The organism is Leptospira tipperaryensis (genome assembly GCF_001729245.1).
Lineage (GTDB): Bacteria > Spirochaetota > Leptospiria > Leptospirales > Leptospiraceae > Leptospira > Leptospira tipperaryensis.
Window position 1 is genome coordinate 2051333 of record NZ_CP015217.1, and the last position, 20535, is coordinate 2071867.

Here is a 20535-nt window from a genome sequence, read left to right on the forward strand (position 1 = left end):
CTTTGATCTCGAGTAAAAAACAAGATTCTCTCCTCAGACAAACCTCTGATGGAAAACTTTACCTGGAAGACAATCCAGGTTTAACAATTGTTTTTGAATCTCTCCTCACGGAAATCATCCAACTCACTTCCGCAAAATTCGGTATATTCAGTTTTCGTTTAGAAGATGGAACACCCCGTTCGATCTTAGGAAATCCTCCTCCAAATGCGATCGAAGAAGCCAGACTCGTTTCTGATTTTTGTTTCAAAACCGGACAAGACATCAACCTCAAAAAAGGAAGAAGCCCGAGCAAGCTGATCCCTCCGCTCCAATACAATGCGGTTTGTTGCGTCCTTCACGTTGGAGAATTGGGTGTTTCTTCTTCTGAAAATCAGAAAAAAATATTCGGAACCATCTTCATCGGAAGACCCGAAAGCGAAGGAGGAGAATTCAGAGAATCGGACTTTGAACACCTGCGGGCCACGACTCGAATCATCTCCGATCTTTTGGAAGAATCCTTTGTTTCCGGAGAATCTTCTCTTGTAGTTTTGTCTCTGATGACGACATCCCGGGTCGCATTGGAATCGGTGCAGATTCGCAAGCAAACCGATCGTTTTGATTTTTTATTAACGGAGATCATTCGAGTTTCCGGTCTTATCAATAAGTCCTTGGATCTTTCCCAACTTCTGGAAGCGATTATGCTTTCTTCGAAGTCAGTCTTTCGCACGGAAGCCTGTAGCGTTTTGCTCCTGGACGATTCCAGAGAATATCTCTATTTTCATACGGTCTTGGGAGAAAAGAAAGACGAGGTGACGAAGGTAAGAGTCCCCGTTGGAAAGGGCGTCGCTGGAATGGTCGTACAGGACAAAAAGCCGATGATCATCAACGACGCGATGAACGACCCTCGAGTCTATCGCGAAGTGGATAAGGTCTCTCACTTCGTAACCAGAAACATCATGGCAGCTCCGTTGCTCGTGGAAGGACAGGTCATCGGTGTGATCGAGGCGATCAACACGATCGATCGTTCTTTTTTTACGGAAGGGGATCTCGAGTTGTTCTTGAGTTTTTCAGGAACTTCCGCGCTCGCAATTCAGAAGACCGGACTTCTTCAAAATTTAGAAGCCGCCAACAAGGATCTTCGTAAAAAAGTTTCGGAATTGGAAAGTCTCTTTGAACTTTCTCAAGTGGTTTCTTCCGCTAAAAATCAAGCGGATCTTATGAAACAATCCATCCCCGTGATTCACGGAGAAATGGACGCGCGTAAAACGGGAATCTTTCTTATCAACCGAAAGTTGGGAATCCTGACTTCGATTTCCTACACTTCCGAAAAAACCGTGGAGATTTTTCGAACCACGAACTACCAAGGAAGTTTTATCCATCGTTCGATCGAAGAGGAAAAAACGATCGTCAAAGAAGATATTCAAAATTCTGCATTCGATCACGAACTCGATCAGGAATATCTCAAAGGTTCTTATATCGTTCTTCCTCTCACTCACCAAGGAAGAAGCGCTTTTGGTGCGATTACGGTTTCGGATCGTGTGGACAAACTTTCTTATAATCATTCTCATCTCAGACTTTTACAAACCTTTGCGTCTTTGATCGCGAGGGGACACGAAACTCTCAAGCTGCAAAACGAAATGATTTCGAGGAAGGCGATGCAGCGTTCCTTGGAGCGGGAAATCGAGATCACGCGAGAGATTCAAAAAAACATTCTTCCGGAACCGAAAAGTTTTAATTCCAACTTTGATCTCGGAGTAAAGTCAGTTCCCGCAAAGGAAGTTTCCGGAGATTTTTACGATTACTATCAATACCAAGACGGACAGTATTCTTTTTTAGTTTCGGATGTTTCCGGAAAAAGTCTTCCCGCCGCGATCTTTATGGCGATGAGTTCTTCTATCATTCGAACCTTGGCTCGAAATCACGATCTCAATCCGGAAGAGATCTTAAAACAAGGAAACGCGCTCATCTACGAAGATTCTCACAATGGAATGTTTGTGACTACCTTCTTTATTCATTACAATCCCGCAATATTTACTTTGGATTATGCTTCCGCAGGTCACAACGATCAGATTCTCATCCGCAAAGATGGAACCTGGGAATTGATCAAAGGCTCCGGTCCTCCGCTCGGGGTCATCACTTCCGCGAGTTACAAGGGAGGAAGTCTGATTGTAGAACCGGGTGATATGGTGATTCTGTATACGGACGGTGCGATTGAAGAGAAAAATGCAAAGGATGAAGAATTCGGTTTAGAAAGAATGATCCAAGAGATCATCGCGAGAAGAGATCTTCCTTCTTCACAGATCATCGACGAACTTTTCGGTTTGGTCCGAGCATTCTCGGGAACGCCTGAACTCTACGACGACTTCACTGTGATGATCTTAAAGTTTAACGACGACTATCAATTCTCAAGAGAATTTGAAGCGAGCACTTCTGCGATTCCTTTGTTTCGAGAATTTGTATATGAGACGATCAAGGTTCGAGATCTCGACGAAGCTCTGAGAGACGATATTCTTCTCGCTTGCGACGAAGCCGGCACTAACATCGTAATGCACGGTTATGAAAACACAACTCTGAAAAATCCAAAGTTTGAATGTAAAATACGCTTTACAGGGGACTGGATCACCATTGTATTAATTGATTCCGGGAAAGTCTTTCAGAGAAAAGAAGTTCAAGAACCTTCGATCGAGGACAATCTGAGCGGTAAAAGAAAAGGTGGATTCGGAGTCTATCTGATCGAAAAGCTCATGGATTCCGTCGATTATTCGAGCGAAGGCGGAAAGAACGTTTTAGTTCTCAAGAAGAATTTTCAACACAAGGCCTCGAATGGAAATCACATCTGAAATAAAAAATCATTCTAAAATTATCCACTTGATCGGAAACTTAGACGTTCATAACACTCACAGAATTGAATCGGTGTTCATGGATCAGATCAAGACAGGCAATTCTCCCGTTCTCATATTAGATCTTTCTTCCGTCGAATTCATTTCTTCCGCAGGCCTCCGTATCATCGTAGCGGCTCTCAGAGAATGTAAGGAAAGAGACGTGGAACTCAGACTCGCGGGAATCAAACCCGCCGTAAAAAAGGTTTTTGATATCATCGATATGAATTCGATGTTCAGCATTTTCGAAACTCTCGAGTCCGCTATAAAATAGCTACGATCCTCGCCTCGATTTCGAATTTAACTTTCCCGAGAATCCTTTTCTTAAAAACTGGATATATTTCATTCCATTTAAAGGTTCCCGTATGTCCGAAGCAAAATACTCACTGGATAATCCATTCCAATCCGCGACCGAACCTGACGTTCCGAAAGCTCGTGGTCTTTATGAAGAGGCTAACGAATTAGGAAAAGAACTCCTAAACAAACCCCTTGCGGGCGGTGGAGTCGACAGGATTCTCGTTCAACATTCAAAAGAAAGAATGACCGTTTGGGAAAGAATCAAAGTTCTCACCGAACAAGAACCCAACATTCTTTATCAAAACTGGGGAAAGAGTCTCGACGGGGCTTCCCTCGTTACAGGAATTTTAAACATCAACGGAAGAGACGTCGCGATCTACGGACACGACTTTACTCTTCGCGCGGGTTCGATGGATGCGACCAACGGAAGCAAACTCGCCCGACTTATCTATATGGCTGGGGAACACGGAATTCCATTGATCGGAATGAACGATTCTGCCGGGGCTTATGTTCCTGCGGGAGTAGGCGGACTCGACGGTTACAGCGAGGCTTTTACCGCACTTCGAAAAATCAGCGGCGTGGTTCCGAGTTTGATGCTCATGTTCGGATTCAACGCGGGGGGCGGTGCCTATCTCCCTCGTCAGGGATCGTTTATGATCCAGTGCGAGAATACGTTTTTCGGTTTAACAGGACCGGGTGTAGTGAAGTCCGTTCTCGGTGAGGACATTTCCGCGGACGATCTAGGCGGACCCAAAGTACACGGACAAAGCGGAGTCGTCGATATCGTAACCGGAGACGAGCTCGGATCTCTTAGAACCGCGCTACGTTTGTTATCGTATCTTCCGGACAACAACCATTCCTTCGCTCCATTTCATCCGACCTCGGATCCTACGGATCGTTTTATCTACGAAGAAGAAATTCTATTTAAGAAAACGTTCAACTCTCCGACGGGGATGAACACTCCTTTTGATATCACCCTCTATCTGCAAAACATCTGCGATCACGGTCAATATTTTGAAATTCAACCGCAGAGATCCAGAAACCTCGTCACCGCTTTCGGAAGAATCGGAGGTCACGTCGTTGCCTTTGTCGCGAACAACTCGGCGGTTTCTTCGGGACAGATCGACATCAATGCCGCAAGAAAGGGAACTCGTTTTATCCGTTTTTGCAACCTCTACAATATCCCGATCGTCTTTTTGGAAGATACCACCGGATTCTTACCAGGAAAAGATCAGGAACAAAACGGAATCGTTTTAGAAGGAAGAAAACTTTTGGATTCCATCATCGATATCCGTACACCACGTCTGACGTTGATTATCCGAAACGCATTCGGCGGAGCCTATGCTTGTTTTAACTCTTATCACGTGGGAGCTGATATGGTTTTTGCGCTTCCTACCGCGAGAATCGCGGTGATGGGACCTGCTGGAAAAGACTACGTCTACAAAGACGACGTTTCCGCGATTCACAGAGAATATCAGGAAAACGTAAAGAAGGGAATGTCCGAAAAAGAAGCGATCGTGGTTCGAGACAAAAAACTTCAGACCCTTTCCACACAGTATGAAAGGGAACTGATGAATCCGAAAGAAGCTCTTTCTCTCGGTTCGGTTTCCAGAATCGTTCTTCCCGGAACTACCAGAAACATTCTTTTTCAAAACCTGGATTATTTAATCCGACATTACAAACCGGCGCCTTTGTCCGGACCTCAAAGGGAGTTTGAGTAATCGACATGATCGACTTTCAAAACAATCGCATTCAATTTCATCAGTCCAATTCGCCTTGGATCCGTTCTTTTTCTCTGGAATCGATCAAGTGTTTGATCGTTTGTAGAGGACCGGTTCGAAAAGAAGCCATGGAAATCTTTGATCTAATCGGAATCAGAGAATATGGAATTCTTCTTTCCGAAAAAGATTCCGTCGTGTATCCGATGGCGCTCGCTCCCGAACTCAGAGGATTTCGTTTTCCTCATAACATTCATCGTGTTCCCGATTATATGGGATCGGGAAACGCTGAAAAATTAGAAAGGATTCAGCAGATCATCTCTATCGCAAAGGATAACAAATACACTCATATCTTTGCCGGTTACGGATTTATGGCGGAAGACTCCGAGTTTATTTCCGCGATTGAAAAAAGCGGAATCGTTTTTATGGGTCCCGCTTCTTACGTGGCCGACCAAGCAGGTTCCAAGGACGCGGCGAAGAAGATCGCGAGAAAGCTGGAAGTTTCCGTAACTCCCGGTGTGGATAATATTTCCTCGCTTGCGCTTCTCGCCAAAGCTCCCGATGGGAAAGCTTTGGAAAAGCTCGCGAAAGATAAGGGAATCGATTTTACTTTTGATTCTTCCGTTTCTCTCGAAACAAACGCCGAAAATTTATTGGATCTCGGATACGCTAAAATCGTAGAACTCGTGAGTATCGCCGACCTTCAAGTCGAAGCCGAAAAAGAATGTAAGAAGATCTGGGAAAAATTTTCCAAAAATCGGATTCGTTTTAAATATATCGGCGGAGGCGGGGGAAAAGGTCAAAGGGTCGTTTCCAAAATCGAAGAAGTAAAAGCCGCGGTTCAAGAAATTCTATCCGAATCAAAAGTTACGGCTCCCGGAACTAATAAAAACTTTCTTATAGAATTAAACATCGAAAACACAAGACACAACGAAATTCAATTGATCGGTAACGGAGAATGGTGTCTCGCTCTCGGTGGAAGAGATTGTTCCGTGCAGATGCACGAACAAAAACTTCTCGAGATATCTCTCACTCAAGAATTGCTTGAAAAAGAAATCGCGGTGTCGGCTTCCACGAATCCGAAAAAAGCTGAAGTTTTAAAAGGTGATTTGAAAGTTCTTCGCGACATGGAAGAACAATCCGAACGTTTCGGCGCGGCCGTAAAACTCAACAGCGTTTCGACATTCGAGTCCATCGTGGATGGAACCAATCACTTCTTTATGGAAGTAAACACTCGAATCCAAGTGGAACACAGAGTAACCGAGATGGTCTATTCCCTGAAGTTCAAAAATCCGGAAAATGCAAACGATTTTTTTATCGTAGATAGTTTGATCGAGGCGATGGCTCTTCTTTCCTTACACGGAAAAAGACTTCAGAAACCGGAAAGAATTTTGAGATATCCTTCCGGAGCCGAGGTTCGTATCAACGCGACCAACAAAGCGATCCAACCACACGCAGGCGGCGTGATCATGGGTTGGTCCAAACCGCTTCCCGAAGAAATTCGCGACGATCAAGGGATCAGCATCCGAAACCCGGATATGGGTCTATTCGTACATTATAAAGTAGCCGGAGCTTACGATTCCAATATCGCCCTCTTGATCACTCATGGTGAAACTAGAGAAGACAACCTAAAACGTCTGAGCAATATTCTGAGAAGAACCGAACTTCGAGGACACGATCTTCAGACAAACCTTCTGGTTCATTACGGTTTGATCAATTGGATTCTTGGAAAGGACGCGATGTTCAAACCTTCTACCGCGTTTATGATTTCGTATCTCGCGGGAGTTGGATCCTTGGAAAGATTGATGAAGGACGTGGATTTGGAAATCGCCTGGAAAAAAACGATCTCCGAAGCCCCTGCCGAAGCAAAAAAAGTTCTGAGTCGTAAACTCACCCTAATCACAAGACCGATTGAAGCGATCGCAAAGGACGCTCATTTGGTCGCGGGTTTTATCGGATTTCATCTCAACCATTCTTGGAAGATCGCAGGATCTAAGATTGAGTGGCTGAGAAACCCGATTTTTATTTTAGCGGATCTCTATCACTATCTGAACATGGAAGCGGACGTAACTCAACCTCCTTCCGAACAGATCTGGGATCACGATAATGAAATCCTTCAAAAAGCGATTTCATTCTATCAGGAATTGTCAAAGAAAACAGGGATTGCGGCCGACTCCATCGAACTCGTTTCGAGCCTAAACGCAGGAAAAGCTTTGAAAGGTGTGGATGCTTCGATCCTACCGCAAGTGATTCAATCGCACAATGGATTTCAAATCGGACTCGAGTTGATCAAACTTCTTCCGTCCGCAGGTTTGAACTCCGGTTTTTACAACCTGGGTGTAGATGAAAAACTGGAAGCCATTCTTCCGGAAGAATTTAAAAAATCCGATACGAGAGACGCTTTTATTAAATTCTTAGCTCCTCCTCCGAAAGCAAGTTCGGATGAAATCGTAGCTCCTATGGGTGGAATGTTTTATTCGAAAGAAGCTCCTGATCTTCCTCCGATGGTTCAAGTCGGAGATCATTTCAAAGCTGGACAACCTCTCTTTATCGTCGAAGTGATGAAGATGTTTAATAAGATTTCGGCTCCGTTTAGCGGAACCGTGAAAGAGATTTTGTTAAACGACAGCGACGGAAAGATCATCTCGAAAGGTCAAACGATCTTCAAGATCGTTCCGGACGAAGTGATTCATATCGAAACGGATCAAGAGATCGCAGACAGAAAGAAAAAAATTACTTTAAGTCTGATCTAACCTTCCATTAAGAACGCGGAAATCATCCGCGTTGTATATTCAAAAACGCTGAACTTCTCCCACGATCTTTGAAAGTGGGAGAATCGTGTCCGCGGCGCCTCTAAGAATCGCTTCTTTTGGCATTCCAAAAACTACACAAGTCGCTTCGTCCTGAGCGATTGTAGAAGCCCCGTGTTGTTTCATCTTAAAAAGTCCGTTCGCACCGTCGCTTCCCATTCCCGTTAGAATGATTCCCTTTGCGTTTCTACCTGCGACCTGTGCCACCGAATTAAAAAGAATATCGACGGATGGTCTGTGCCGATTAAACAAGGGCCCGTCTACGATTCGTATACGAAATTGGGCGCCGCTCAAATAGATTTCCATGTGCCGATTCCCCGGAGCAATGTAAGCCGAACCTTCCTTTACCGGATCTCCGTCTTTTGCTTCCTTCACTTGAATCTCACAGATAGAATCCAATCGATTGGCAAATGCTTCCGTAAATTTTTCGGGCATGTGTTGAACGATTACGATTCCCGGACAGTGAACGTTTAGTTTTGTAAGAATAAATTCGAGAGCTTGTGTTCCGCCGGTCGAAGTTCCAATGGCGATCAATTTATCCGTTGTGCTGATCTTTGAAAAATCGGCTTTGATAGGTTTGGAATCGGAAAGTGCGGAAAGAGAATCCTTCCCGGAATGAAACTTCATTCTCGCCCTTGCCGCGGCTTTGATCGAATCTGTGAAGAGGATTTCAGATTCTTCTAAGAAGTTTTTTACTCCCAATTTCGGCTTTTCTATAATATCGATCGCTCCGAGTTTCATCGCGAGCATCGCCGTCTCCGATTCCTTTTCAGCTAACGAGGAACAGATGATCACCGGAGTTGGTCTTTCGGACATGATCTTTTTTAAAAAAGAAATCCCGTCCATCCGAGGCATTTCCACGTCTAGGATAAAAACATCGGGCCACATCGTGGATAATTTTTCCGCAGCGAATATGGGGTCGGAAGCAAATCCGATGATTTCTATCTCCGGATCTTTTGTAAGAATTTGAGTCAGAACCTGCCGAACAACGGCCGAATCGTCTATGATAAAAACTTGAATCATGAATCTTTCGGCCTTTCGATATAAATTTCTCCATCCCACAAAGAAAAGAAAACTCTTCGATGAGAAAATCCTCCCAAATCTTCCGATGCGATAGGGAGATGATTTCTGGAAAGAATCTCTTTTACGGAATGAATGTTTTTCATCCCGATATCGCGGACCGATTTGATTTCTAAAAGTTTTTCTTCTTCCGTAGAAAACATAGACGCTCCTCCGAAAAGTTTGATTTGATATTGACCGTATCTCCCACCGGTCTTTTGAATCTTATCAAAAAATAATTGAATGGCGTCGTCCGCATACTTTGCATTCAACTCAAGAGCGGATTCTCCCGGCGGACGATTGGGAAGCATCACGTGCGCCATTCCTCCCGAAAGCTGAACCGGATTCCAAAAACAAATAGAAACACAGGATCCAAGTAAAGTCCTGATTCTTAAATTTTTTTGCCCCCAACAAAATCCCCCAGGTTGTAAAAATAAATCCCGAACGATATCCGGTTCCATCATGTATTTTCTACGAGCGCCTCTGTGTCTTGATTTTCTTCTAAAGAAGTCAACTCATCCAGATTCAGAATTTTTTCCGTATTCAAGATGATGATAAATCCGTCTTCCTGACGAGCCATTCCAAGAATAAAGTCCACTTTAATCCTGGAACCGAAAGTAGGGGCCGGTTCAATCTCGGAGCCGGAAATGGAAACGACTTCGTTTACGGATTCGACGAGAATTCCTAAATCGGTCTTTTCCTTTTTATCCCCGGTTTTCGTGGCGTGAAGTTCCACGATGATTACACAGGTTTTACGATCCGGTTCTATTTTCTGTTTGAAAAACTTGTGTTTGAGGTCCACAACGGGCACAACGTTTCCACGCAGATTGATCACCCCCGGAATGAATTCTGGCATCAAGGGAACGTTTGTTAAACCGGAATATTCAATAATCTCTTTGATATGTAATATTCCAATTCCGTAACATTCCTCTCCCAGATAGAAGGTCAGAAATTGATTGTCCTCCATCGTGCTCATACTTTCACTCCGGTTCAGTATTTCTCGAATTTATCGGCGGGAGACATTCCCGTTGTATCCGACTTTGGTTTCGCTAAGACGTCTTTTTTGGCAGGTAAAGCCGTCTTACGCGCTGCGATGGACGGAGTCGGAGGAGTTCTCTGCGCCAATCCTCCGTTAGTCGATCTTTTATTTTCTCCGTCTACGATCTTAAAGAACAAAACCGATTCTCTGAGTTGTTCCGCTTGAGAATTCATTTCTTCCGAGATCGCGGCCAATTCTTCCGATGCGGAAGCGTTCTGCTGAGAAACCTGATCGAGTTGCCCCATCGCCTTATTGATTTCGGAAACTCCCGCGGCTTGTTCGTCGCTAGCCGCTGTGATTTCTTGCACCAAATCCGCGGTCTTACGAATGGATGGAACAATTTGGGAAATCAATTCTCCCGCTTTTTCGGCGATCGCAACGCTATTGCCTGCGAGACTGCTGATCTCATTCGCCGATTTTTGACTTCTTTCCGCAAGTTTACGAACCTCGGAAGCCACTACCGCAAATCCTTTTCCGTGATCTCCGGCTCTCGCAGCCTCAATCGCCGCGTTCAACGCGAGAAGATTCGTCTGATAAGCGATGTCTTCGATGATACTGATCTTTTCCGCGATCTGTTTCATGGCCTTAACCGTTTCAACAACGGAGCTTCCGCCTTCTTCGGCGTCCTTAGAAGACTTGGAAGAGATTTGTTCCGTTTGACGGGAATTCTGCGCGTTCTGATCGATCGACGCCGTCATCTGTTCGAGAGAGGAGGTGGTTTCTTCCACACTCGCGGCTTGCTCCGAAGCGCCTTGACTCAGAGAATTCGCCGTAGAAGAAACTTCAGTTGCCGAGGTAACCAGACTCGAAGAACGGATGATGATATCACCGATGATCTCGTTTAACTTGTCCATCGTGGTATTGGAATATTCTTTCAATTTCCCGAAAGTTCCGTGATATTCGTTCGTGATTTTTTGGGTGAGATTTCCGGCTGAAATTCTTTCCAGCGCGTCCACAACCTCGTTCAAACCTCGATTGCTTACTTCCAAAAGTTGATTGATCGACTGACTGAGTTTTAAGAAGAATCCGGTTTTGGCCTCGAGGGAAATCCTAGTCACAAAATCACCGTTAGTCGCCGCCGTTACAATTCTTTCGACTTCTTCTTGGACGACGAGTTCGTTGGTAACGTCGGACCATTCCACAACGGAACCCAAACGTTTTCCATTCGCGTCGATGATCGGATTTGCAATCAGATTGAAAGATCTCACTCCGATTTTGATAGAAGCCCGGTGGACGTTGGTGAAATTACCCAAAAGCCCTCGTTGATGTGCCGGATTCTTATGAAAGGTGTCGATGCTCGAGCCGATCAGAGTTTTTAAATTGAACTGAGAAAATTGTTTTTTAATATCACTTTCCCCGTTCTGGAACATTTCAATAACGGCCTTATTCATATAACGAATATTGAAATCATTGTCGGCGATCATGACGTTTGTCGTAGTGCTGTCCAGAGCGACCTTAACTCGAGTCAATTCTTCATTTTCGATTTCTCGTTGCGCCGCGATTTTATTCTGCTCGGTGACATCGGCCCATTCCACGACGGAACCGAGGCGATTTCCTTTTTCATCCACGATAGGATTCGCGATCAGATCAAACTGTCTTCCTCCGATCGAAATCGAAGAACGAAATACATCGGTAAGTTTGCCAAGCAGGCCTCTTTGGTGCGCCGGATTTTTATGAAAAGAATCGATATTGGTTCCGAGGAGATTCGCAAGATTGAAGTTCCCCAATTGTTTTTTGATATCAGTCTCCGCCCGATTGAACATAGAACGAATCGCTTTGTTCATATAGACGATATTCAAGTTTGCGTCCGCCATCATGATGTTGGTTGTGACGTTATCCAGAGCGACCTTGACCCGAGTCAGCTCCTCGTTTTCAATCTGTCTCTGCGCGAGAATCTTGTTTTGTTCGGTGACATCGGCCCATTCCACAACCGAACCAAGCCTCGTTCCTTTTGCATCAATGATAGGATTTGCGATCAGATCAAATTGTCTTCCTCCGATTTCGATCGAAGAACGGAAGGTTTCGGTAAATCTACCAAGCAAACCTCTTTGATGCGCCGGATTTTTGTGAAAGGAATCGATATTGGTTCCCAGCAGATTTGCAAGATTAAAGTTTCCGAGTTGTTTTCTAATATCCGATTCGACGGCGCCAAACATGGAACGAATCGCTTTGTTTACGTAGACGATATTCAGGTTGGAATCCGCCATCATTATATTCGTGGTAACGTTATCCACGGCGGTTCTCATTCTTAGATATTCTTGTTCAAACTTTTGCGCCATTCCGTGACCCGCTTGATTGAACCAAAATAGAAGTCCCAAAAGAAAAATCGAAATGGAAGAATAACCCAAGATAATAGTAAAAAAGTTATTTCCGCTTGTTTGCGTCATAGAAGCCACTTCGGTATCTTTTAACGATTGAGCTAAGAATGCGGTTCTTGACTTTCTAAACTGAGAAAGCTCCGAATAAAAATCCGCTTTGGAAATATCCGGAAATTCTTTTTTTAGATCCGAGGAAGTAAGTATCTTTTCTTTAAATTCATTCGTTGAAGAGAAGAGAACGGTTATACTTTTTTCAAACTTCCGAACCTCTGGATCTTCGGATTGTTTCGAAGTGGATAAAAGGGTTTTTAACTTTTTCAAACTCGCTTCGACTTCTTCCAAATCGGAAACTAATGCGTCCTTATCCTTTCCAACCGAAAAATGGATTGAAAACTCGGCCACCGCTTCTTCCGTACCGAGCAACGACTCGTTTAGAGTGGGAAGAATTCCCAAAAGACTTTCGCTCGTTGTAGTCGTCTCCGAGGCTGGCGAATAAAAATTCTGAACGGATAAAAATAAAAAACCGTTCAGCACGATTGCCAGACCAATGAAAATTCCTAAGCTTTTTCGAAACATTTTATTTCTCCAAATTCAAAAAGTAAAATACTCTCTACCGAATGGAAGCTTCCTTGCTTCTCAAAATCTCCTGATCTCTGACCAGGTTGTACAATCCCGGAACGTCCAAAATAAAAGCGATTTCTCCGCTTCCTAAAATCGAAGTTCCGCTAAAACACTTCACGTTCTTAAAAATTTCCGCCATCGGGCGAATTACGGACTGAACCTCTCCGTGAAGTTCGTTAACCACAATTCCAAAGGTTCTGTCCTCATATTCTAAAATCACTATATTCTCTTTTTCTAATTCTTCTTTCTGGATCGATAAAAAGCGGGAAAGATGAAGAACCGGAACCAGTTCATTTCTTAGATTCATGGTTCCTGAGGCCGAATCGTCCAAATCCGCTCTGGATTCTACGGTTTCCCGCACCAACTGCATCGGAACGATAAAGTTGGAATCGGAAGCTTTGACTAAAAATCCGTCTATGATAGCGAGAGTAAGGGGCAGACGGATCAGAAAAGAACTTCCTTTGTCCTTTGTGGATTGAATCTGCACGGAGCCTCTTAGAGATTCTATGTTTCTAAGAACTACGTCCATTCCGACACCGCGTCCCGAAAGATTGGTAACCTGTTCCATAGTGGAAAAGCCAGGTTGATAAATGAGAGAATAGATTTCCGATTCCGTAAGAATCTGATCTTTTCCTATCAGACCCTTTGCGATCGCCTTGTTTACGATTCGTTCCGCATCCAATCCCTTGCCGTCGTCTGTGATCGAAATCAAAATACTTCCCGTTCCATGACTTGCCTGGATTTGAAGTTTTCCGGCGGGAGATTTTCCTTTTCGAATTCTTTCTTCCGAAGTTTCGATTCCGTGATCAAGAGCGTTTCGAAGAATGTGAACGATCGGGTCCGCGATCTTTTCAATCACGGAACGATCGAGTTCGGTTTCTCCTCCGAAAATCTCGAGTTCAACTTGTTTATTCAGTTCTTTGGAAAGATCTCGAACTACACGTTTGTATTTTTCAAAAAGATCCGCGATCGGAACCATACGAAGACTCAACGCAAATTCCCGAATCTCACTTACGAGTCGATAGAGTGATTCCGAACTTTCGATCAACTGAGTGTCTTCGGAATCGATGATCTTTCTGCTGAGATTGGCTTCCTGTGTGATCAATTCTCCTACAAGACTGATCAGTGTATCGATCTTGGAAGAATCCACTCTCAAGGTTTTGGTCTGCATTCTCAAGGCTTCGGATTCTTTTCCATTCTCTTTTGTGGAAGAGACTTCCGATGAAAGGTCCGTTTCTATACCGGTTGTAAATAGGCCGTCTCTTAGGGTCTGAATTTCCGTCGCACTCAGCACCTTTTGAATTTCAAGCGCGGTCAGATAAGCTTCTTTTCCCAATGGAAAGTTTTTGCAATTCTCATCAAAGAGTTCGAGATCACAAAGGGGAGGGAGAATCTTTAGATAACTTCCTTCTTTTAAGAATTCGAGAGTGGAATGAATTTCCTCTCCGTTCGAAGGGGATTCATAACAAATTTCAAAACCAAGATAAGAATGTTCCGGATTGAATCCCGACCATTCCGGGATCGATTCCGGATAGATATAGAGGTGTTTGATCTTTCCCGATTGAGAAAGATATTTCAGAAACGTATAAGTGTCCATTCCCGATTCAAATAGATGAAGATTCGGAATGAGAGTAATCTGCCAGTTCGCGGAATGAGAAGGTGTTCCTGACTTAGAAACCGTTTGGGGATTTTGAGAAGAATCTTTTGTTTCGGAGAGAGGACTCGAGGAAACTTCGGAAAGTAATTTTTTCGCAAGAACGATAAGCTCCGCGTGTTTTCGTGAAGCCTTGGAATCCAGAACCAAAGTATCGCTTACGTTCTCCACCATATTTCGAATGTGATCGCAAGCCAGGAAAAGAAATTCGATTCCTTCTTTCGTGAGATTTTGTTTACCGGAACGAATCCGATCCAGAAGAGTTTCCACTTCGTGTGTGAATTTTTCGATCGGTTCGTATCCGAACATCCCCGATGTTCCCTTGATCGTGTGGATTGCTCGAAAAACCGAATGGATGTCTTCTGAACTTTTAAGATCCTTCTCTAGTACAAGAAGATTCGATTCCATAGAGGAGAGGAGTTCCAAAGACTCCGAAATGAATGTGTCCCGAACCTCGGATAAATCCATTTTTAATCCCTACCCATTCCGTATTGAAAGGAGAATTCTTTTAAGTCTTCTTTTTGAAGTTTGATCTTATCTCTTAAAAAACCGGTAAGACCGTAGAGATCGATAAGTTTTAGAACCGCGTGACTGTGATTGATAAAACGAATCGTAAATTCTTGTTTCCTCGCTTCCTTTTTAAGGGCCAAAAGAATCTGCAAACAGGAAGTATCCAACTTTGAAATTCGGGAAAGATCGATTTCAAAAATCGAATTCGGATTTTTAAAAAGACCGTCGAAGGTTTCTTTTAATTCCATTGCGTCATAGATCGTAAGTTCGCCCTCAATAAAGATCTTCAAGCCCGAAACTTGAGCGTTATCCAATCGGAAGGTCACTGATTCTTTTTTAAATTGGAATGCCATGGCTTTTAATTACGGTAAAAGTTTGTGAATCGTTTGTACGAGTTCTTCTGGTGAAAATGGTTTTGTAAGCCAAGCCCTAGCGCCTGCGGCGAGACCTTCCGTTTTGACTTCTTCTTGTGATTCCGTGGTCAACATGATGATCGGAGTGAATTTATTCTTGGGATCTTTTTTGATCTCCTTTACAAAGGTGATTCCGTCCATGTTCGGCATATTCATATCGCTGACGATGAGATCCACTTTCTCATTTTGTAATTTATCCAATCCGTCCTTTCCATCCACGGCTTCTACGATCTGAAACTCGGAATTGCTGAGATGTAGATTTAAAATTTTCCTAAAAACGGCTGAATCGTCTACGATGAGAATTCGTTTCATTCCAATCTCCTTATTGAACTAACGGTAAAAATATTTCGGCGAGCACGCAAAGACTGATATCATCGGAAGTGTGATCGTTCGCATTGTGAATAAAGAAAAGCCCGCTGTGTTTTCTTACGATATGATCCACAGCGGTGAGGCCTAATCCGAGACCGAATTTTTCCAGATGAGAAACGTTTTCGACCGGAGGATAAATTCTAAAAAACGGTTGAATAACCAGTTGTTCGAACTTTTCAGGAATTCCTCCATAGGGTCTTTCGTTCACTCGGTTTTTAAACGTGATACAAAAGTATCCTTGATTGATGTTCGCGAAGATCTCAATTGGAGCGTTATTGGAAGAATATTTGTATGCGTTGAGGAAGAGTTCTTCCAACGCCAGATTCAAAAAGGAAAGATTGACTTTAATTTTATATTCTCTTTTAAAAATCGGGAGATTGACGGTGATTCTTTTTGAAAGAAGAAACGTTTTTAATTGATCCGGAAGCTCTTTGATCTGATCCAAGACCGCGTTCGTAGAAATTATGGAAGGATCCAATTCTTTATCGATCAGATTTAAAAGTTTTTCCAAACCCAAAAGCATATTTTTAGTAATTCGATTGTTGGTAAGAAGGAGATCTAAAATTTCCTTATCTACCTTGTATTGATCCCCGTCGGGAATCTTAACGGAATCCACCATATCCAAAAGACTTGTCATCGCTCCGATTCCACTTCCTTGAGAAAGGGAAGTTTTTAGACTATAGATCGAAGTTTTTTCAAAGGATTCGCTATCGGACTTACGAATCGTTTCCTTGTATGTAAGCCATTCCAATTGACTTCGAAGTTTTTGACTTTCAATCTCGGCCAAATTTTCTTCCATTCTTTTTAGATGACAGTAGTTTAGAGCTTTCTGAAGAGTTCGGAGAAAGACGTCGGGGTAAATCGGCTTTAGAATATAATCGAAAACTCCGAGTTTCATAATCTCTATGATTTTTTCGGAACGATCGATCGCGGTTTGAACCAAAACAACTGCGTTTGGTTGAGTTTCTTTGAGCTTTATCAGAAAGGAAGCCCCGTCCATCACCGGCATCATAAGATCCAAAATAAAAAGGGAATACTTTTGATTTTCGATCATCTTCAGAGCTTCCGCGCCATTAACGGCTAACTCGTGTTTGACGCCGATCTCGTCGCAAAGACTTTCCAGGAGAATACTGTTTTCCTGCTTATCTTCAATGATCAGAACGGGATCGTTCGGAATACTATGAAGTGACGTCTTCTTTTTCAACTCGGTTTCCAAATGTTCGCTCCTTCTGAATTTCAAGTAATATCAATTTCAATTTTTCAAGGGAGAAAGGATTTTGAATCGTGTAGTCCGGAAAGAACGGAAGCAGGTCTTCCAGAAACGGAAGCGGTATATCCGCAGTGTCCAAAAGTACGAGCACCCTGTTTTTTGGTTCTTCCAATAACCAAGTTCTCAAAACCTTCACGATCCCGATGTCCTCCAAGAGGAGGTGTGTATCATATAGTAAAATTTTGTGATAATCGAGGCTTTTTTGAGGAATTGTGGAAAAATCTTCCGGAGAACGCAACGAAACGAACTTTTGAGAATTCATTGTGAAGTAACGTTCGATCGCGGAGTCGAAAATCCTTTCTCGAATCGCAATGAAGATCAAAGAAGACTTAATTCCAGCGGGATAATCCACTTCCAGATTTTCGGTCGGTTGAATATTCGCATTGGGACCCGCGTCTTCGGAAAGCACTATGTCTTTTTTCTGGAGAACAATAGGAAGAAGAATGGAGAAGGTCGTTCCGATTCCTAAACGGCTCTCGGCGGTTATAGAGCCTTCGTGAGCGTCGATGATCTTTTTTACAATGGGAAGACCCAGACCACTTCCTTCAAACTCACCTTGATTTTCACCTTTGATTTGATAGAAGGTATCGAAAATTTTCGGAAGTTCAACGTCGGCGATACCGATCCCGGTGTCCTTTACGATAATCTCATATTCCGAATCCGTTTTTCTAAGACTTACAAAAACTTCTCCCGGAGGTCGTGTAAACTTGATCGAATTTCCAATGAGATTTAAGAGAACTTGTCGAATCCGTTTCGGATCTCCGTTCATTTCATACTCGTCCGAGTCCGAGTCCGAGTCCGAGTCCGAGTCCGAGTCCGATAGAACTTCGAAAGAGATCGTTATTCTTTTGGTAATCGCTTCCCCCAGAATGATTTCAATTGAAGTAGAGATCAGGTTCTTAAGATCAAACTCGGAACGATTCAAAAATAATTTTCCGGCTTCGATTCTAGATACGTCTAAAATATCGTTGATGATATTGAGAAGATGAACTCCGGAATGAAAGATTAAGTCTTTGTATTTGTTTTCTTTTTCCATTTCATCGGGCAATTGCATCAGTCTCGAAAAGCCGATGATGGAATTTAAGGGAGTTCTCAATTCATGACTCATGTTTGCTAAAAATTCGGACTTAGTCCTGCTTGCTTTTTCGGCTTTTTCTTTTTGCAAAATCAACTCTTCGGTCCTTTCTTGGACGAGAACTTCTAATCTTTCCCTGTGGATTTTTAATTCTTCTAATATATTTTTTCTTTCCAAGAATACGCTTATCAGATCGATAAAGGTCCGAATCGTAAAAATTTCCTCTTTCACCACTTGTGTAGTTTTAAAATTTTCGAATCCCGCAAAACCGAACCATTCGTTGGATACAAAAAGAGGAATCAAAGTGATGGATTGGATCTGTCTTTGATCAAAAAAACTTATTTCCAACTCGGGAAAGTCTCGAATCGTACCTTGTATATAGCCGCCCGTGGAAAATATTTTTTTCCAACGCGCGTGATTTTTTGCATAGGAGATGAGTTTTGTAAGAGGAGTTTTGGTGGATTCTATGGAAGGATCGACTACTTCTAAAAAGAGTTCGGCCTCGTCCTGGCTTTCCGTGTTTCTAAAAAGATAAAGTCTTTCCGAATCGACAAAGACCAAAAACTGTTCCATCGCATATTTTAGAATTTTTAGTTCCGTGGACGTAGAGAGAAGAATCTGCGTGGCCGCGGTAATTCCCATCTCCAAACGAAGACGCCTCGTTGCAAATTCTCCTTTTCTGACCCTTTCGGTAATGTCCCTTTGGATCGATATATAATAGAGTATGTCTCCGTTTGCGTCTCGAATCGCCGATATATGCCACTCTACGTTGTAGGAACTCCCATCCTTTTTGTAGTTGATCGTTTCTCCCGAAAAATCGTTTCCCGATCGGAGAGCCCGTTTGAGATCTCCCATCAGCTTTCGATTGGTCAGCGGTCCTTGCAGGATACGAGGAGTTTCACCGATTAGCTCTTGTAAAGAATATCCGGTCATTTTACAAAAAGCTGGATTTGCAAAAATGATTTTAGGACCGGGAAAATCCAAAAGAGAATCCGTAACAAGGATCGAATCTGAAATCTGGTTAACCAGAATTTCATAAAGTTCCTGCGAAAGCTCAAAATTTTTCGGATCGCGTTCCACGGCCCGCAAACATCTCTAAAGTTATAAAAAGATCAATACTTTTCTTTTTTCAGATTCTAAGATGGAATATTAAAGAAGTAAAAAATACTTAAATTAGAAGTTCCCATTGTATACAAAATGCACCCCTCAAGGAATGCATTTTGATAAAGGAGGAAATAAATTTTCTATGTCACCTACGGATTTGATTCCTTAGGCGAGCAAGTTGGTAGGAAGTTTAAAATTCATCGAGTCTTCTCTGGATCCGGGAAACAAATCCACGACTGCGTTTGGATAGAATGTTTTTAATTTAGAAATTATTTCGTCAACGAGGACCTGAGGTGTGGACGCACCCGCGGTCAGGCCTAAAATGGTAATTTCATTATTTTGAATATACTCTTTTGAAAGATCGTCAGCCCCGGTCACCTTAAAGGAGTGCGGTTTGGATTTCTGAGCGAGTTGTAAAAGCCGCAAAGAATTCGAACTATTATCCGCTCCGATTACGAGCATCGCGTCAATTTTTTCCATCATTTCGGAAACTGCTTCCTGTCTTTCCGTAGTCGCATAACAAATATCATCCTTTGCCGGATGTTCCACAAAGGGAAAAGTTTTTGCGATTTGATCGACTACGTTTCTTGTGTCCGCAACTGACAAAGTCGTTTGCATCAAATAAGTGAGCGGTTTTTTAGGATCGATTTTTTCTTTGAGTTGAATCACGTCCTCGGCGGATTCTACAAGAAACATTTCCGCTTCTCCCATCGTCCCGATCGCTTCGTCGTGTCCCTCGTGTCCGATATAGATGATCTGATGTGTGTCCTTGATTCTTCTCGCCTTACGATGAACCCGAGTTACAAGCGGACAGGTTGCGTCTCCGATCTTCATACCTCGATTTTTTGCGGCTTCGACGACCGAAGGCGAGACCCCATGAGCGGAGAATACGACTGTGGCTCCGTCCGGAGCTTCTTCGAGTTCGTTGATAAATAAAATTCCTCTTTTTTTCATGTCTTCCACAACTCTTCGATTGTGAACGATCTCTTTACGAACGTAGATTTGCTCCGCCGCGTTCGCCTGAACCTGTTCCACGTAAGAAATCGCATACTTTACACCGGCGCAAAATCCTCTGGGGTTGGCTAAATAGATCTTTTCTAACATGATAACTCCGTTCGATTACCATTCTTCGAAACCGCCAGCGAGCAAAGAATCAAAAAATATCCTCTCACATCTCGTTTTTCCACTGCAAAGAAGGAAGAGATGAAACGCTCTCTGAACTCAGGGCGTCTCGCTTCTACAGTCGCTCGACGGACCCACGCTAACTCGGCGAACGCCTTTCTATTGGCGCGGGGACATAGTAGGTTTAATGAGGAAGAGATTTTTATCTTAGAATCTTATAAAAAAGACCGTTATCGGATTTCTCAGAAGGGTCGATTGATTCTTTGAAAAGGTCAAGGAAGACCTTTGAAAAATCATT

General features: G+C 43.1%; 13 protein-coding genes and 2 pseudogenes. 4 read left to right on the plus strand and 11 right to left on the minus strand.

From position 1 onward, the window contains the following. Positions 1 to 2 precede the first annotated feature (2 nt). The 4 genes from A0128_RS09675 (at position 3) to A0128_RS09690 (ending at position 7626) form a co-directional block, all read left to right on the plus strand. A complete protein-coding gene (locus A0128_RS09675; RefSeq protein WP_069607320.1) occupies positions 3 to 2819 on the plus strand; it encodes a SpoIIE family protein phosphatase in 2817 nt (938 codons plus the stop codon). Further along, the gene (locus A0128_RS09680) at positions 2803 to 3132 is read left to right on the plus strand and encodes an STAS domain-containing protein (RefSeq protein ID WP_069607321.1); all 330 of its coding nucleotides are present in this window, start codon (positions 2803 to 2805) and stop codon (positions 3130 to 3132) included. The genes A0128_RS09675 and A0128_RS09680 overlap by 17 nt, the downstream gene beginning before the upstream one ends. A 91-nt stretch (positions 3133 to 3223) precedes the next feature. After that, a complete protein-coding gene (locus tag A0128_RS09685) occupies positions 3224 to 4876 on the plus strand; it encodes an acyl-CoA carboxylase subunit beta (RefSeq protein ID WP_069607322.1) in 1653 nt (550 codons plus the stop codon). Positions 4877 to 4881: 5 nt separating this feature from the next. After that, the gene (locus A0128_RS09690) at positions 4882 to 7626 is read left to right on the plus strand and encodes an ATP-binding protein (protein WP_069607323.1); all 2745 of its coding nucleotides are present in this window, start codon (positions 4882 to 4884) and stop codon (positions 7624 to 7626) included. 39 nt (positions 7627 to 7665) lie between these two features. On the opposite strand, the gene A0128_RS09695 is transcribed toward A0128_RS09690, so the two are convergent. The 11 genes and pseudogenes from A0128_RS09695 to ispH all read right to left on the minus strand — a co-directional run bounded on the left by A0128_RS09695 (position 7666) and on the right by ispH (position 20219). Then, positions 7666 to 8706 (minus strand): protein-glutamate methylesterase/protein-glutamine glutaminase, encoded by a 1041-nt coding sequence (locus tag A0128_RS09695; protein ID WP_069607324.1) that lies wholly within the window; start codon positions 8704 to 8706, stop codon positions 7666 to 7668. After that, on the minus strand, positions 8703 to 9206 hold the full coding sequence (locus A0128_RS09700) for a chemotaxis protein CheD (RefSeq protein ID WP_069607325.1): 504 nt from the start codon (positions 9204 to 9206) through the stop codon (positions 8703 to 8705). The genes A0128_RS09695 and A0128_RS09700 overlap by 4 nt, the downstream gene beginning before the upstream one ends. Further along, on the minus strand, positions 9203 to 9718 hold the full coding sequence (locus A0128_RS09705; RefSeq protein ID WP_069607326.1) for a chemotaxis protein CheW: 516 nt from the start codon (positions 9716 to 9718) through the stop codon (positions 9203 to 9205). Before A0128_RS09705 ends, A0128_RS09700 begins: the two co-directional genes overlap by 4 nt. Before the next feature lie 14 nt (positions 9719 to 9732). Next, the gene (locus A0128_RS09710; RefSeq protein ID WP_069607327.1) at positions 9733 to 12675 is read right to left on the minus strand and encodes a methyl-accepting chemotaxis protein; all 2943 of its coding nucleotides are present in this window, start codon (positions 12673 to 12675) and stop codon (positions 9733 to 9735) included. A gap of 34 nt (positions 12676 to 12709) precedes the next feature. Then, positions 12710 to 14380 (minus strand): annotated as a pseudogene (locus A0128_RS09715) (chemotaxis protein CheA); the annotation flags it as partial. A gap of 77 nt (positions 14381 to 14457) precedes the next feature. Continuing rightward, positions 14458 to 14842: pseudogene (locus A0128_RS22550) on the minus strand (Hpt domain-containing protein); the annotation flags it as partial. A gap of 2 nt (positions 14843 to 14844) precedes the next feature. Further along, positions 14845 to 15237 carry an STAS domain-containing protein gene (locus A0128_RS09720; RefSeq protein ID WP_069607329.1) on the minus strand — a complete coding sequence of 131 codons (393 nt, stop codon included), beginning with the start codon at positions 15235 to 15237 and terminating at the stop codon, positions 14845 to 14847. A gap of 9 nt (positions 15238 to 15246) precedes the next feature. After that, positions 15247 to 15609, minus strand: coding sequence for a response regulator (locus A0128_RS09725; protein WP_069607330.1), 363 nt, complete (start codon positions 15607 to 15609; stop codon positions 15247 to 15249). 10 nt (positions 15610 to 15619) lie between these two features. Further along, a complete protein-coding gene (locus tag A0128_RS09730) occupies positions 15620 to 16882 on the minus strand; it encodes a response regulator (RefSeq protein ID WP_069607331.1) in 1263 nt (420 codons plus the stop codon). Beyond that, the gene (locus tag A0128_RS09735) at positions 16845 to 19091 is read right to left on the minus strand and encodes a PAS domain-containing sensor histidine kinase (RefSeq protein ID WP_069609228.1); all 2247 of its coding nucleotides are present in this window, start codon (positions 19089 to 19091) and stop codon (positions 16845 to 16847) included. The genes A0128_RS09730 and A0128_RS09735 overlap by 38 nt, the downstream gene beginning before the upstream one ends. Positions 19092 to 19280: 189 nt before the next feature. After that, entirely contained in the window at positions 19281 to 20219 is a 939-nt protein-coding gene (gene ispH / locus A0128_RS09740) for a 4-hydroxy-3-methylbut-2-enyl diphosphate reductase (RefSeq protein WP_069607332.1), read from the minus strand. Between the last annotated feature and the right edge of the window lie 316 nt (positions 20220 to 20535).

Excerpts from the sequence above, each read along its gene's own strand:
- A0128_RS09725 (WP_069607330.1), bottom strand. The coding sequence starts at position 15,609 with ATGAAACGAATTCTCATCGTAGACGATTCAGCCGTTTTTAGGAAAATT.
- A0128_RS09700 (WP_069607325.1), bottom strand. The coding sequence starts at position 9,206 with ATGATGGAACCGGATATCGTTCGGGATTTATTTTTACAACCTGGGGGA.
- A0128_RS09710 (WP_069607327.1), bottom strand. The coding sequence starts at position 12,675 with ATGTTTCGAAAAAGCTTAGGAATTTTCATTGGTCTGGCAATCGTGCTG.
- A0128_RS09695 (WP_069607324.1), bottom strand. The coding sequence starts at position 8,706 with ATGATTCAAGTTTTTATCATAGACGATTCGGCCGTTGTTCGGCAGGTT.
- ispH (WP_069607332.1), bottom strand. The coding sequence starts at position 20,219 with ATGTTAGAAAAGATCTATTTAGCCAACCCCAGAGGATTTTGCGCCGGT.
- A0128_RS09685 (WP_069607322.1), top strand. The coding sequence starts at position 3,224 with ATGTCCGAAGCAAAATACTCACTGGATAATCCATTCCAATCCGCGACC.
- A0128_RS09680 (WP_069607321.1), top strand. The coding sequence starts at position 2,803 with ATGGAAATCACATCTGAAATAAAAAATCATTCTAAAATTATCCACTTG.
- A0128_RS09690 (WP_069607323.1), top strand. The coding sequence starts at position 4,882 with ATGATCGACTTTCAAAACAATCGCATTCAATTTCATCAGTCCAATTCG.
- A0128_RS09705 (WP_069607326.1), bottom strand. The coding sequence starts at position 9,718 with ATGAGCACGATGGAGGACAATCAATTTCTGACCTTCTATCTGGGAGAG.
- A0128_RS09720 (WP_069607329.1), bottom strand. The coding sequence starts at position 15,237 with ATGGCATTCCAATTTAAAAAAGAATCAGTGACCTTCCGATTGGATAAC.